Source organism: Chloroflexota bacterium (assembly GCA_009840625.1).
GTDB lineage: Bacteria > Chloroflexota > UBA11872 > UBA11872 > VXNJ01 > VXNJ01.
Genome location: VXNJ01000002.1, coordinates 14,192 through 26,444 on the forward strand (window position 1 = coordinate 14,192; position 12,253 = coordinate 26,444).

Annotated in this window: 13 protein-coding genes and 1 tRNA gene; 9 read left to right on the forward strand and 5 right to left on the reverse strand. The window is 65.2% G+C overall.

Annotated features, from left to right (window positions below; genetic code table 11):
* Positions 1-257: 257 nt before the first annotated feature.
* The 4 genes from F4X41_03645 to F4X41_03660 all read right to left on the reverse strand — a co-directional run bounded on the left by F4X41_03645 (position 258) and on the right by F4X41_03660 (position 2,763).
* Complete coding sequence (locus F4X41_03645; protein ID MYB16117.1) at positions 258-644, reverse strand: DUF1801 domain-containing protein; 387 nt, start codon at positions 642-644, stop codon at positions 258-260.
* Positions 645-843: 199 nt separating this feature from the next.
* Positions 844-1,749, reverse strand: coding sequence for an SDR family NAD(P)-dependent oxidoreductase (locus F4X41_03650; protein ID MYB16118.1), 906 nt, complete (start codon positions 1,747-1,749; stop codon positions 844-846).
* A gap of 260 nt (positions 1,750-2,009) precedes the next feature.
* Positions 2,010-2,096, reverse strand: a tRNA-Leu gene (locus tag F4X41_03655).
* A gap of 52 nt (positions 2,097-2,148) precedes the next feature.
* On the reverse strand, positions 2,149-2,763 hold the full coding sequence (locus tag F4X41_03660; protein MYB16119.1) for a superoxide dismutase: 615 nt from the start codon (positions 2,761-2,763) through the stop codon (positions 2,149-2,151).
* Positions 2,764-2,912: 149 nt separating this feature from the next.
* Here F4X41_03660 and F4X41_03665 point away from each other — a divergent pair, with 149 nt between their 5' ends.
* From F4X41_03665 to F4X41_03705, 9 genes are all read left to right on the forward strand, one after another.
* The gene (locus tag F4X41_03665; GenBank protein ID MYB16120.1) at positions 2,913-3,428 is read left to right on the forward strand and encodes a cupin domain-containing protein; all 516 of its coding nucleotides are present in this window, start codon (positions 2,913-2,915) and stop codon (positions 3,426-3,428) included.
* Between the two features lie 125 nt (positions 3,429-3,553).
* Entirely contained in the window at positions 3,554-4,348 is a 795-nt protein-coding gene (locus F4X41_03670; protein MYB16121.1) for a DUF541 domain-containing protein, read from the forward strand.
* A 25-nt stretch (positions 4,349-4,373) separates the two neighbouring features.
* The gene (locus tag F4X41_03675; protein MYB16122.1) at positions 4,374-5,033 is read left to right on the forward strand and encodes a TrkA family potassium uptake protein; all 660 of its coding nucleotides are present in this window, start codon (positions 4,374-4,376) and stop codon (positions 5,031-5,033) included.
* 112 nt (positions 5,034-5,145) lie between these two features.
* Positions 5,146-6,030 (forward strand): NAD(P)-dependent oxidoreductase, encoded by an 885-nt coding sequence (locus F4X41_03680; protein MYB16123.1) that lies wholly within the window; start codon positions 5,146-5,148, stop codon positions 6,028-6,030.
* Positions 6,031-6,114: 84 nt separating this feature from the next.
* On the forward strand, positions 6,115-6,489 hold the full coding sequence (locus F4X41_03685) for a hypothetical protein (protein MYB16124.1): 375 nt from the start codon (positions 6,115-6,117) through the stop codon (positions 6,487-6,489).
* 106 nt (positions 6,490-6,595) lie between these two features.
* Positions 6,596-6,883 carry a hypothetical protein gene (locus F4X41_03690; protein ID MYB16125.1) on the forward strand — a complete coding sequence of 96 codons (288 nt, stop codon included), beginning with the start codon at positions 6,596-6,598 and terminating at the stop codon, positions 6,881-6,883.
* Positions 6,884-7,010: 127 nt separating this feature from the next.
* Positions 7,011-8,150 (forward strand): iron ABC transporter substrate-binding protein, encoded by a 1,140-nt coding sequence (locus tag F4X41_03695; GenBank protein ID MYB16126.1) that lies wholly within the window; start codon positions 7,011-7,013, stop codon positions 8,148-8,150.
* A 28-nt stretch (positions 8,151-8,178) separates the two neighbouring features.
* Positions 8,179-9,744: an iron ABC transporter permease gene (locus F4X41_03700; protein ID MYB16127.1), complete on the forward strand. Its 1,566-nt coding sequence runs from the start codon at positions 8,179-8,181 to the stop codon at positions 9,742-9,744.
* Positions 9,741-10,760: an ABC transporter ATP-binding protein gene (locus tag F4X41_03705; GenBank protein MYB16128.1), complete on the forward strand. Its 1,020-nt coding sequence runs from the start codon at positions 9,741-9,743 to the stop codon at positions 10,758-10,760. The genes F4X41_03700 and F4X41_03705 overlap by 4 nt, the downstream gene beginning before the upstream one ends.
* Before the next feature lie 18 nt (positions 10,761-10,778).
* Here F4X41_03705 and F4X41_03710 read toward each other — a convergent pair whose 3' ends face one another.
* Positions 10,779-12,218: a phosphoglucomutase/phosphomannomutase family protein gene (locus F4X41_03710; GenBank protein MYB16129.1), complete on the reverse strand. Its 1,440-nt coding sequence runs from the start codon at positions 12,216-12,218 to the stop codon at positions 10,779-10,781.
* Positions 12,219-12,253: the final 35 nt, after the last annotated feature.

Below are 12,253 nucleotides of genomic sequence, written 5' to 3' on the forward strand. Positions count from 1 at the left end.
TCGCTCGATTCGCGGTTGCAGCCGGGTTTGTAGTCCAGACCACTTAGCTGCACCGGCGGTCCTGGCTGCCGAAAACCCACCGTCGATTGCCACGCGGGCATCCCTGCGTGACAGCCTCTGCGGACGCCTTCCGAAGTGCCGGCTCACTGGTGGAGCCAATCGTCAAGGGATAACAGGCCCGACCAAGCTGGCGGCGCACGCTTAGCCCACGAAGCGGCTAACCGTTGTAACGAATCGCTGCCGACTTGGTCTGCGGTTCAGCGTTGGGTTGCTTTCCTGCGCTCTAGTGCGCCCTGGATTAAGCCTCGAACTGCCGGCCGGCCGGCATCATCTAGCGAGCGAATCTTCACATGGCGCATTTTGGCGCCGGTTCCCTCAAGCAACCCCTCCGGGTCCGCCAGTTCGACTGCCTGGTAGAAACCGAGGTTTATCCACCTTTTGGCGGGTTGAATGTAGGCGTAGCCGTCGATCATCTTCCTTGGGCCAATTCCATAGGTTGCGGCCCGGTCGCCGAGACGGACCACCTCGTTGGCGTTTGGATCGACCTCGAACACCGTCTCCCTTACAGCCCTGGCAATTGGATGCAGAGGTTCTTCCGTGATCGCTAGCAATTCGTCGAATGTTCCATATCTGGTTTTGGGCATGGTCCTGCTGCCTTTCTTTGCGGTTTCAGCTGAGCAATCTTGAGGGCGTAAGCACGGCGCTGGGAGGAGATTGCCGACCCTAACGAGTCTTCATCGGGAAGTGGGCCGCGCCGGCCCAATCACCGCAATCGCAACGAAGGCGACGACCCACTATGGGAACCTACTTCCCCATTCATGCTCCCGCCGCCGATGCTGGCGACTACGCCGGCTCAGGCCTGCTCAACCCGACCACGTCATAGCTCATTTCGACCAGCCTCCTGGCGGACTCCATGTTCCTGGCGTTCGGGTTCGGGGTCTGCATCGGCCAGCCGCCCCGGCGGCACTGCTTGTCCCGGTAGAGCACACTGCTCTGGCTGAAGTAGGCGCCCGAGTGGTTCGTTGCGGAGTCGGAAAGCAGGCAGTGCAGTGTGGTCTGGGCCGATTGCTCGTTGCTGTCGGAGACTAGTCGGCTGAGGGGCCGCATGACGGCCATTGCGGCCCGTATTGGCAGGCTGCCACCGGACCCGAAGTTCGACCTAGCCCACCCGGGGTGTAGCGAGAAGACGGTCACCCCCGTGCCGGCAAGTCGTTCGGCGAGTTCCTTTGCATAGAGGACGGTCGCCACTTTCGCTTCGGCGTAGGCGGCGAAGTTGCGGAATTCCCGGCGCTGGTAGTTGAGATCGTCGAGGTTTACGTTCGGCCGGTTCTTGTCGCTGCCGGCGTGCACCACCGATGAGACGATCGCCATGCGTGAGGGTGCACTCGCTCGCAAGGTGTCCAGTAACAACTCTGTAAGCAGGAAGTGACCGAAGTAGCTCACGCCGATGGTCAATTCGATTCCGTCCTTCGTGTACTGGGGCCCCTGGCCCATCGAGACGAGTCCGGCATTGCACGCCAAGCCGTCCAAGCGGTCGTGATTTGCATTGAATTCGGCGACGAAATCTCGGACTGACTGAAGGTCGGCCAAGTCCAGGCGCATGACCTCGTGGCTGCCATTGAGTCCGCTGAAGCTCCGCGCCGCCTCTCTGCCTGCATCGGTTCTGCGGCAGGCCAGTACGACGTGCCCGCCCTGCCTGACCAACTGGCGAGTGGTTTCGAGGCCGACGCCAGAGTTGGCGCCGGTCACGATGAAGGTCTTTCCGCTCAGGTCCTTCGACCGGGTCGCTGCGTCAAGCGACAGTCTCTTGCGAAACATGGCTCCCTTTTGGTTGGGTTCTTGCCACCGCGCGCCGGGTGGCGTCAGCTAAATGGACTACCTGAAGATGTCACCCAGCCCAGCCCAGTGGACGGTGGGAGAAGCTGACGGCCCAGCGCGCCGCGGCCCAAAGGAACGCCTATAAACCCAGCCGGAAACTCAGCGCGAAGGTTCTTGATTTAGTTCAAGTCTGGTGGGGAAGGAGGGACTCGAACCCTCACGGGTTTGAACCCACGTGATCCTAAATCACGCTCGTCTGCCAATTCCGACACTTCCCCGCCGGGGCGCTGCGGCCTGGCCGCGGTCGGACCGCCCGATTCTCCGCGAACTTTACCCGTTGAATCGAGCGGAGACTTCAGCCCAGTTGATCACGTTGTTGAAAGCCGCAATGTAGGCCGGCCGAAGGTTCTGGTACTTGAGGTAGTAGGCGTGTTCCCACACATCGATGCCCAGAAGCGGCGTTCCGGAACCGTCCATTAGCGGATTGTCCTGGTTCGCCGTATCGGTCACGGCCACGCCGCCGCCAGTTTTGACCAGCCAGGCCCAACCGGAACCGAACCGCCCCGCCGCGGCAGCGGCGAGTGCCGATTCGAACCCGTCCAAGCCGCCGAACGCGGCATCGATCGCGGACTTTAGCTCGGCCGAAGCGTTGGCGTCGTAACCGGAGCCACCGGGGGCGATGACCTGCCAGAAAAGGCTGTGGTTGTAGTGGCCGCCGCCGTTGTTGCGTACCGCGGTCTGTATTCCGGCGGGCAGGCCGCCCAGATCGCTGACCAGGTCTTCCACGCTCCGGCCGGCCAGGTCGTCGTGCCCTTCGAGCGCGGCGTTCAGGTTGGCCACGTAGGTGGCGTGGTGACGGTCGTGGTGGATTTCCATGGTGCGCGCGTCGATGTGCGGCTCGAGCGCGTCGAAGGCGTATCCGAGGTCGGGAAGTTCGTGGGCCATAAACTCCTGCTTTCGTTGGGGCGTCTGGCTCGCGGTCCGGGGTCTTTGAATCGGCGACCCTGCGGGACCGAGCAATCTGCGGCGAAATGGGCCGCGTGCCGAGCCAAAGCGGTGGTACAGGCAAATAATAGGTTGGGCACGGGCGGCCGATCCTCGCCCCCAAGGTGGCGCCGAGGCTGTCCCGATATCCAGCATCACCGCGAAAGGCCGTCGAATTGTCCCGATTCGGAGACTGCATCTCCCACATTGACGAAATACCGCCGTTCGAGTACGAGCAGCCGACCGAATTCGGCGGGCGCGGAACGCGCATCGGCATATCGCGGGCGACCGGCGGGGCCCGCTTGGAACTCGACATCACGATCGTGGCGCCGGGCGACCGGTTGAGCTTCGCGCACTGGCATTCGGCGTCGGAGGAAGTGTTCTACGTGATGAAGGGGACGCCCACGGTCGTAATCGACGGCGAGGAGCACCAATTGCGAGCCGGGTCAGTGCTGACCCGCCCGGCCGGGTCGGGGATCCCGCACCACTTTGAAAACAACGGCAGCGAAGATGCCTGGATCATGGGCGCCAACAACGTCCCCGAGTCCGACGAGGTCGACGAGGTATTCAGGCCCGAGATCGGCCTGGCCTACAACACGCGCACCGGCCAAGAGCGCGCCATGTGAACGCCGCCGGCGACTTTGATGCAAAATTCGCCGGGACCGGGCGAACGCCCGCCGGAGCCGGGAGGCTGCGGATGACCCGGATCGATCCGACCGGCCCCGGTTTCGCCAGCACCTAAGGTTGGGAAATGGGGAATTTGAACGTACCGGCACTGATGCGGGTCGCAATCGCGCTGGTCGCGATCCTGGTCGTGGCGGTGCTGATTTTTGTTTTCGTCCAGCAGCAGACCGCCGACGAAGGTCCGGCTCCGGTCGAAATCGGGGCCACGCCCACCGAATTGGCCCAGCTCAACCGGCTCGGGATTTCGGTCCAGGGGCAAGCGATGCGCTCGGTCGAACCCGATCACGCGATAGTGAGCCTGGGAATCGAGGCGGTCGGACCCACTTCGGCCGAGGCCACCGCCGAACTCTCGGGCAAGTCCAACCAGATTGTTCAGGCGGCCGCCGACGCCGGCGTTGCCGAAGCCGATATCCAGACCAGCGGGCTGTCGTTGTTCCCGGTATACGGGGACATCGACGAACTCCAGCAGCCGACGATCCTGGGCTACCGGGCCAGTGCCAACTACACCATTACCGTCCGCGCCATCGATGACGTTGCCACGGTCCTGGACGCGGCCCTGGAAGCCGGCGCCAATTCGATCGACGGGGTCGAATTTGCTTCAAACCAGATCGCGGCCACCCGCGAAGAGCTTTTGGCCGAGGCCACCCATGAAGCCGCCCGCAAGGCCGAAGCCATCGCGGCGGCGTTGAACGGCAAGCTGGGCGGCCTGATCTGGCTCGACGAAGAGTACTTTTCCACCGACCCGTTCCCGTCCCGTGCGTTCGCCGCCGAGGCTTCGTTTGCCGGAGGACCGGCGGTATCGGCCGGTTCGCTTACGGTAACTGTCCAAGTGCGCGCCAATTTCGGCTTCGAGCGCGAATGAACCGCCTGCCCGGGGTGTCTGCCCGGTGATCGACGATAAAGCCAACTTCGCGGTCCTCGGCCTGGGCCGGTTCGGCAGCAACCTGGCGCTGGACCTGGCCCGGATGGGGCACGAGGTCCTCGCGGTCGACAACGATGAGGCCAAACTTCATCCGGTGGTGGACGTAGTCGACCACGCCGCCCAGGCCGACATCACCGACGAAGGTGCCCTGCGCGAACTGGGCGTGGCCGACTACTCGTGCGCCTGCATCGCTGTCACCGACCTGCAAACTTCGATCCTGTGCGTGATGCACCTCAAGCGCCTGGGGATCGGGCGGATCCACTGCAAGGTGCGCCACGACCTGCACCGCGAGATCCTCGAGCACCTGGGCGCCGATCAGGTCGTTTTCCCCGAGCAGCAGATGGCCGCCCAGGTGGCGCGCGACCTGGGAACCCCGAACATCTCGGAATATCTCGAGGTGATCGGCCCGTTCGGGATAGGCCAGATCGAAGCCCCGTCGCGCTTCATCGGGCGCAGCCTGGCCGATTTGGACCTGCGCGCCAACTTCGACGTGGTACCGGTGCTGATCCGCCGCGGATCGCGGGTGATCATGCAACCCGAACTCAATGAAATCGTGCGCCGCGACGATGTCCTCGTCCTGGCCGGCCGCCAGGAGCAGCTCGGCAAGCTGACCGCTTCCGCCTAAAACGCGGGTTCGGCGCCGCCGACCGGCGCGCCAAGAGCGCAAACTGACAGGTGCCAAACAAAAGTTGGCGGCGCGGATTTTTGCTCCCGCGCGGCCGGAAAGGCTGAAGCGAATGCGGGTTGGATTTGTGGGGCTGGGCCTGATGGGGCTGGCCATGGCCCGGAACGTGATCAAGGGCGGGCACTCCGTGTCCGGCTACGATCTGCAGGGGCCGGCCCTGGAGGCTTTGGCCGAGGCCGGGGGCAGCGCCGCGCCCACGCCGGCGGCGGTCGGCGAACGTTCGCAGATCGTGGTCGTAATGGTGCCCAATGACGCCGACGTGCGTGAAGCGGTGCTGGGCGAGCATGGCATCAGCGCCGGACTCGCTGCCGGGGACATGGTCCTGGTGATGAGCACAATCTCGCCGGGCTGCACCATCGAGGTCGGCGCGCGGGTCCAGGGCCGCGGGCAACGCTACCTGGAAGCCCCGGTCACGCGCTCCACGCAGCACGCCGTGGACGGCGAACTGGGGATCCTGGCCGGCGGGTCGGCCGAGGACCTTGGCACCGCGCGCGAGGTCCTGGAGCTGATGGGCAGCGACATCACCCACTGCGGGCCGGTTGGCACCGGTGCGGCGATGAAGCTGGTCAACAACATGTTGGCCGGATCGATTTCGGCCTGCGTGCAGGAGGCAATGGTTCTGGGCGCCAAGGCCGGGCTGACGCAGGAGACCATGCAGGGAGTGCTGCGCGGCACGGCCGCGGACTGCGCGGGCCTGCGAACCATCGAGCGCAACGTGGCCGCCGGCCGAGTGTTCAGACCGGGGTTCAAGGTCGCCCTGCAGCACAAGGACATGCGCCTGGCCACGACCTGGGCTTCCGAGATCGGCGCGATCACGCCGATGGGCTCGACCACCCACCAGCTGCTGGGGCTGGCGATGGCGGCGGGCTACGCCGACCTGGACTCCGGCGCAAGTCTGCGGGTTTTTGAGCAGGCGGCGGGCACGCAATTGTCCTGAGCCGCATGTCCGACCCAACAAGATGTGGCGGCTGCTCATTAGAATGAGGTGCTAGCACTACATATTGGGGGTCGTGGTGGCGCGTTGGCCATCCGCCCCTGCCACTCGGACGGGCCCGTGATCGGCGGAACGGTTCGGCTGCTGGGTATTACCCACCAGACCCTGGACCATCGGGAATTTGAGATCGAGGCGTGCGCGATGCACGACTCGGGCGGCAACTACGACCTGATGGTCTTCGACATTTGCCGCGTCCTGCCCTCGCAGCGCCGCCACTTCTCGCTCGGGGTCGGTTTTCCCAAGACCTTCCTGCCGCCCAGCGAAGAGCTGCTGGACATCCTGATGCAGTCGGCGTTGTTGCAGGTGAGACGGCAACTGGACCGGGGCTGCGAGGAAGAGGACCGCGTGTTCGAACCGTTCAATTACGGCCTGGCGCCCAAGCCGGCGCCCTGGGGCTCCTAGACCGGCCCGAATCCCCGGGCCCGGCTCCCGGCCAGCGCCTCGAAGTGCTTATGGTTGGGTAGTTCGTTCAAGCAACTGGCAACGACCCACGGAGAGGCGGCCGGCGATGGTTACTGATCAGTTCGAATTCTTCTTTGACGTGGTGGAGCAGAAGCGCGCCGGCGTGGCGTCGCGCCGAGAAACCGAACGCGAACGCGAGCGCGAACAGCTGGCAGCCTGGTTCGAATTCATGGCCATGGGTCATCCCGAGGCCACCGAGGAAGACCGCCAGGCGGCTCGCGATCGCCTGCAGGCGGCCGAGGAAAGTCTGATTCAGGCGCGCGCCGATGTAGCCGAAGCCGGGCGGCGGCTGGTGATTTTTGAAGATTATTTGCGGCAATGTTCGCCCGCCTGAGCGAATAAAAAGAAAAAATAGGTTCCAACCTGTTAAATTAACTGCGTGCCCTGACGAGGACCGGGTCTGATCCGGCCAAAAGCCTCTGGGCCACCTAAGGCAGTCGAGCAGGATCAAAGGAATCTCGATGCGACTAGTGAACCGCCGCCGCATTTTGGCGGCCGCGCTCGGCGGAGGCTCGGCGGCGCTGTTCTGGGCCTGCGGCGAGGAGGCGGTCGCCCCCGCGCCGGCACCCACTCCTCCGCCGGCTTCCACCTCGGTTCCGGACGTCGCGCCGGCGTCGAATCCGGAGCCGGCGGTAGCCGAAGCCCCCGGCCCGGCGCCCGAGCCGGCCCCGGTGCAACAGTCGCTGCTGCTTTATTCGGGTCGGAATGAAGACCTGGTCGCTCCGCTGATCGAACAGGCGCAGGCCGAACTGGGCTTGGAAATCGGCGTCCGCTACGGGTCTTCGGCCGGTCAGGCGGCGGCAATCCTGGAGGAGGGCGATTCCAGCCCCGCCGACCTTTTCTACTCCCAGGATGCCGGTTCGATCGGGGCCCTGCAGAAAGCCGGCCGCCTTTCGGATCTGCCGCAAACGGTGCTGGACCTTGTCGACCCGCGGTTTCGTTCCCGGGATGGTCAGTGGGTCGGGATATCGGGTCGTGCGCGCGTTTTCGTTTACAACACCGAACTGATCGCGGCCGACGAATTGCCCCAATCGGTAACCGAGTTGACCGAATCCTCCTGGGAGGGTCGGACCGGTTGGGCTCCCGGCAACGGATCGTTTCAGGCGTTTGTTTCGGCGATGCGCGAACTGCACGGCGACGATGCCACTATCGAGTGGCTCAGGGGAATGGATGCCAACGATACCCGCGTGTATCCGAAGAACACGCCGATAGTGGAAGCCACCTGCCTGGGAGAAATCGACGGTGGTCTGGTCAACCACTACTACCTGCTGCGACGACTGGCCCAGGAACCCGATCTGCCGTGCGCAAATCATTTCTTTGCCGACGGTGACGTCGGTAACCTGATAAACGTGTCCAGCGCCGGCATCGTCAAATCGTCGCAATCGCCGGGTGCTGCCGCAGCTCTTATCGGCTTCCTACTCTCGGCTCCGGCGCAATCGTATTTCCGTGACAAGACGTTTGAATACCCGCTCGCGGCCGGGATTGAACCGGATGCGGCGCTGCCGCCGTTGGAAACGGTGCAGGGACCCGATTTCGATCTCGGCGACATGGACGACCTCGACGGCACCCTGGCCCTGCTCGAATCGGCGGGCCTGTTCTGAACGCCTGAACGCGGGCAGGCAATAGAGTTTGCTGGCCCGCGGTCTGAACCTGGCCGGCCGTCTGCCGCTACTGCTGTTGACGGCATTGTTCGCCATCCCGCTGGGATACCTATTGCTGCGGGCTTTGGGCGGATTCGAAGCCGGCCGGGCGTTGTTGCGGCTGCGAACTCTGGAATTGATCGCCGACACCGCTCTGCTGGCGGTGTTGGTAACGGTCCTGTCGGGAGTCATCGGTATCGCACTGGCCTGGCTGGTCGCGCGGGCAGACGTCCGGTATGCGCGGATTTGGCTGTTGGTGCTGGCGACCCCGATCGTCATTCCCAGCTACGTGAGCGCGTTTGCCCTGATTGCGTTGTTTTCACCGCGCGGCCTGATCGCCGACCCGCTGACCGTGCTCCTGGGCCTGGAGCGCCTGCCCCCGGTGGCCGGCCTGCCGGCGACGGTATTTGCGATGACGACGATCTGTTACCCGTACGTGCTGCTGCCGACGGTGGCGGCCCTGCACCGCACCAATTTCCAGCTCGAGGAAGCCGCCCGCGTGCTCGGCAAGGGTCGGACGGAGACGCTGCGGCGAATCCTGTTTCCACTGGTGGCCCCCAGCGCGGCCGCCGGGGCTCTGATCGTGTCCCTCTACTCGATCAGTGATTTCGGCGCCGTTTCGCTGCTCGATTACGATGCCATCAGCAGCGCAATCTACGCCCGCTATGAGTACTCGCTGGATCGCTCGGCCGCGGCCTGGTTCTCGCTGCTGCTGGCCGCCGGCGCGCTCGGGTTGGTGCTGCTTGAGCTCTGGGTTCGGAACCGACGGCCGGTCGGGTGGGACGCTGCCGCGACTCTGCGGCGCCCGGCCCCGGTGCCGCTGGGCGCATGGACGCTGCCGGCCTACGTTTTCATGTCGCTGATCGTGCTCTCGTCACTGGTCTTGCCCTTGAGCATGCTCGGCTACTGGACGGTCCAGGGATTCCGCGACGGGTTGGATGCCGCCGAACTGGGCCGGCAGGCCGGCGGCACCATCGCCGTGGCGCTGGCGGCCGGCGGCATCTGTGCCCTGCTGGCGGCGCCGATGTCCTGGCTGCGGTTGCGCCGCCCCGGGTTCCTGATTCGGGTCGTTGGATCCCTCGCGGCGGTAAATTACGCCATTCCGGGAATCGCGCTAGGCCTGTCACTAGTGCTCCTGGCCAGCCGCTGGACGCCATGGATCTATCAGTCGCTCGTGCTGCTGGTTTTCGCATACTGCCTGTACAGCCTGCCGCTCGCGCTGGGCGCGGTCCGATCCAGTCTGGCCCAGGTCGGCGGACAGCTCGAGGAAGCGGCCCGGGTCCTGGGTAAGTCCCTGCCGATCGCGCTTTGGAGGGTCACCCTGCCGCTGGTCAGGCCCGGCCTGTTGGCCGGTGCCGGCCTGGTGTTTCTGACCACTGCCAAGGAGTTGCCGATCACGTTGCTCCTGCGCCCGACCGGATTCGATACGCTGGCGATCGAGGTCTGGACGTCGGTGGAATCCGGCTACCTTGGCGCGGCGGGGCAGGCCGGACTTCTGTTGGTGATCCTGGCTCTGCCGCAAATCGGGCTGGTGCTGGCCGGGGTTCGCAGATGAATAACGCCAGCGTTGTGGCCCGCGGCCTGCGCAAGGCCTTTGGCGACGTAAAGGTAATCCAGGGCGTAGACCTGACCCTGGCGCCCGGCGATACGCTTTCGATCATGGGGCCGTCCGGGTGCGGAAAGACGACCCTGCTGCGCCTGCTGGCGGGCCTTGAGCGCCCCGATCAAGGAACGATCGAGGTGTCCGGCCGGCCGGTCGCCGGGCCCGGTCTCAACGTTGCCCCGGAACGGCGGCGGGTGGTCCTGGTTTTCCAGGATCTAGCGCTGTTCCCGCACATGACCGTCGCCCAGAACATCGCCTTCGGCCTGCGCCGGGGCACAACGCTCAACGTCGACGAATTGACTGAGCGGGTCTTCCTCACGGGGCTGGGCCACAGGTTCCCGCATGAACTCTCCGGCGGCCAGCGCCAACGGGCCGCCATAGCGCGGGCCCTGGCGTGCGAGCCCGAGCTGGTCCTTTTGGACGAGCCTTTCGCAAACCTCGACGTGTTCCTGCGCTCGCGGATTCGCGGGCAGGTGCGCGACATACTGGCCGACGCCGGCGTTGCCAGCCTTTTGATGACCCACGATCTCGGCGACGCGCTCGGATTTTCCGGCAAGCTGGGCGTGATGATCCGCGGCCGGCTGGTCCAATCCGGCTCGCCCAGCCACCTCTACCAGAATCCGCTGACCCCGGAGGTAGCCGGCCTGCTGGGAAGCATCAACCTGGTTCCGGCGACCGCCCACGGGCGTCTGGCCGAGTGCGAGATTGGCCAGATAGAGCTCGGTACGGAATGCCACGGAAGAGTGCTGCTGGCGTTGCGGCCAGAGTCATTGGTAGCCGGTGCCGAACCGCTGGGGCCGGCCCGGGTCGTGGAGACCGAGTTTGGTGGCGACCATACGCTGGTGCGGGTGCAACTGCGCTCGGGCAGAACGCTCTCCGTCTGGGCGCAACCCGGATCCCGGCTGGAGCCCGGATCAAGCGTGGCCCTTTCGGTACGGGGAACGGCGACGGCCTTCCCGCTGGTCTAAGCCCCCGGCCGGACTTACCTAAACCCCGGCCGCCTGGCGACCCTGGGCCAGCAGCGCCGCAAGGTCATCCTGCGAAGGCGCCTCGCCATAAACGCGCAATAGAGGCTCGGTACCGGAGAAGCGGATCAAGACCCAGGAGCCGTCCGCGAGAACGTGCTTGTATCCGTCTTCGGAAAGCCTTGCTACGACCTGCTGCCCGATCAGGTGTCCGGGCTGCCAGTTTTGGACGCGGTCCAGGATCCGGGACCGCGCGGAGGCGTCGAACTGCAAATCGTTGCGGGCGTAGTGGTAGCGTCGTCCGAGCTCTTCGAATAGCTGTTCGACCAGCTCGCTCGGCCGGGCCGAGCGGCGGCGCATGAGCTGTAGAAAGGCCAGTCCCGAGAACATGCCGTCGCGTTCGGGCATGTGCCGCGCGAAAACGTATCCGCCGCTCTCTTCCCCGCCCAGGGCGGCGCCAACCTCCAGCATCTTGGGTGCGACGAACTTCATCCCCACGCCGGTCTCGTACACCGGCTGGCGGTACCTGTTGCCCAGGGCGTCGAGCATCGCCGATGTGGTCAGCGTACGCACCACCGGGCCGGCGGTCAGCGGATCGGTGAGAACTCCCCAGGCCAGCAGCGACATGACCCGCAGTTGATCTACGAATGCGCCGTTTTCGTCGACGATCCCGAGGCGGTCGCCGTCACCGTCGTTGAGAATCCCGACCGCGGCCGAATTGCCATTGACCGCGTCCTGGCCGACCCGACAGTGGGGCGGAATCGGCTCCGGTCGGGACAACCCCGGGAAACGCGGATTGCGTTCACCGCGCACCTCTATCAGTCGGGGATCGACGCCGGCGCGGGCAAATGCGCGCTCCAGGTAGCCGGCACCCGACCCAAACATTGAATCGACCACGAACGGGCCTACCTGGGCCAGATCGGCAAGGTCGAAGGCGCTCGCCAGCGATTCGAGGTACTCCGGGGCGGGATCGAACATTTCGATCCGGGGATCCCGTCCGGCATCCAATTCGGAGACTGCCGAATACTCTCCGGCGCGTTCGGCGATGGCTGTTTCGACCAGCTGCAGCTGCGAAGGTGGCAACGCCGCGCCGGTCGGATCGCGCAACTTGATTCCGTTGTCGGCGGGCGGGTTGTGCGAAGCGGTCACGATAACCGCCCCGGCCGCCGGCATGATTCCGGCGGCATAGGCGATCGCCGGCGTGGGCGCGGGGTCGGCGGTCAACCTGCACGAGATCCCGTTTCCGGCCAGGACGCGGGCCACGCATAGCGCGAAGTCATCCGATCCAAACCGGTGATCGTAGCCGATAACAACCGGCCGGCGAAGGTCCCAGCGTTCGGCGGCGTAGTCGGCGACCCCCTGGGCCACGCGGGCGACGTTGTGGAACGTGAACTCGGCGGCAATCCGGGCGCGCCAGCCGTCGGTTCCGAATTTGATCTGGTCTAAGGCGGGGGCGCTCACGGGCGACCTTTCCTCGGGGCTGGATTGAAGGGTTG

Coding starts and splice junctions, on each gene's coding strand:
- F4X41_03680 (MYB16123.1), top strand. CDS start 5,146: ATGCGGGTTGGATTTGTGGGGCTGGGCCTGATGGGGCTGGCCATGGCC.
- F4X41_03690 (MYB16125.1), top strand. CDS start 6,596: ATGGTTACTGATCAGTTCGAATTCTTCTTTGACGTGGTGGAGCAGAAG.
- F4X41_03695 (MYB16126.1), top strand. CDS start 7,011: ATGCGACTAGTGAACCGCCGCCGCATTTTGGCGGCCGCGCTCGGCGGA.
- F4X41_03645 (MYB16117.1), bottom strand. CDS start 644: ATGCCCAAAACCAGATATGGAACATTCGACGAATTGCTAGCGATCACG.
- F4X41_03660 (MYB16119.1), bottom strand. CDS start 2,763: ATGGCCCACGAACTTCCCGACCTCGGATACGCCTTCGACGCGCTCGAG.
- F4X41_03670 (MYB16121.1), top strand. CDS start 3,554: ATGGGGAATTTGAACGTACCGGCACTGATGCGGGTCGCAATCGCGCTG.
- F4X41_03705 (MYB16128.1), top strand. CDS start 9,741: ATGAATAACGCCAGCGTTGTGGCCCGCGGCCTGCGCAAGGCCTTTGGC.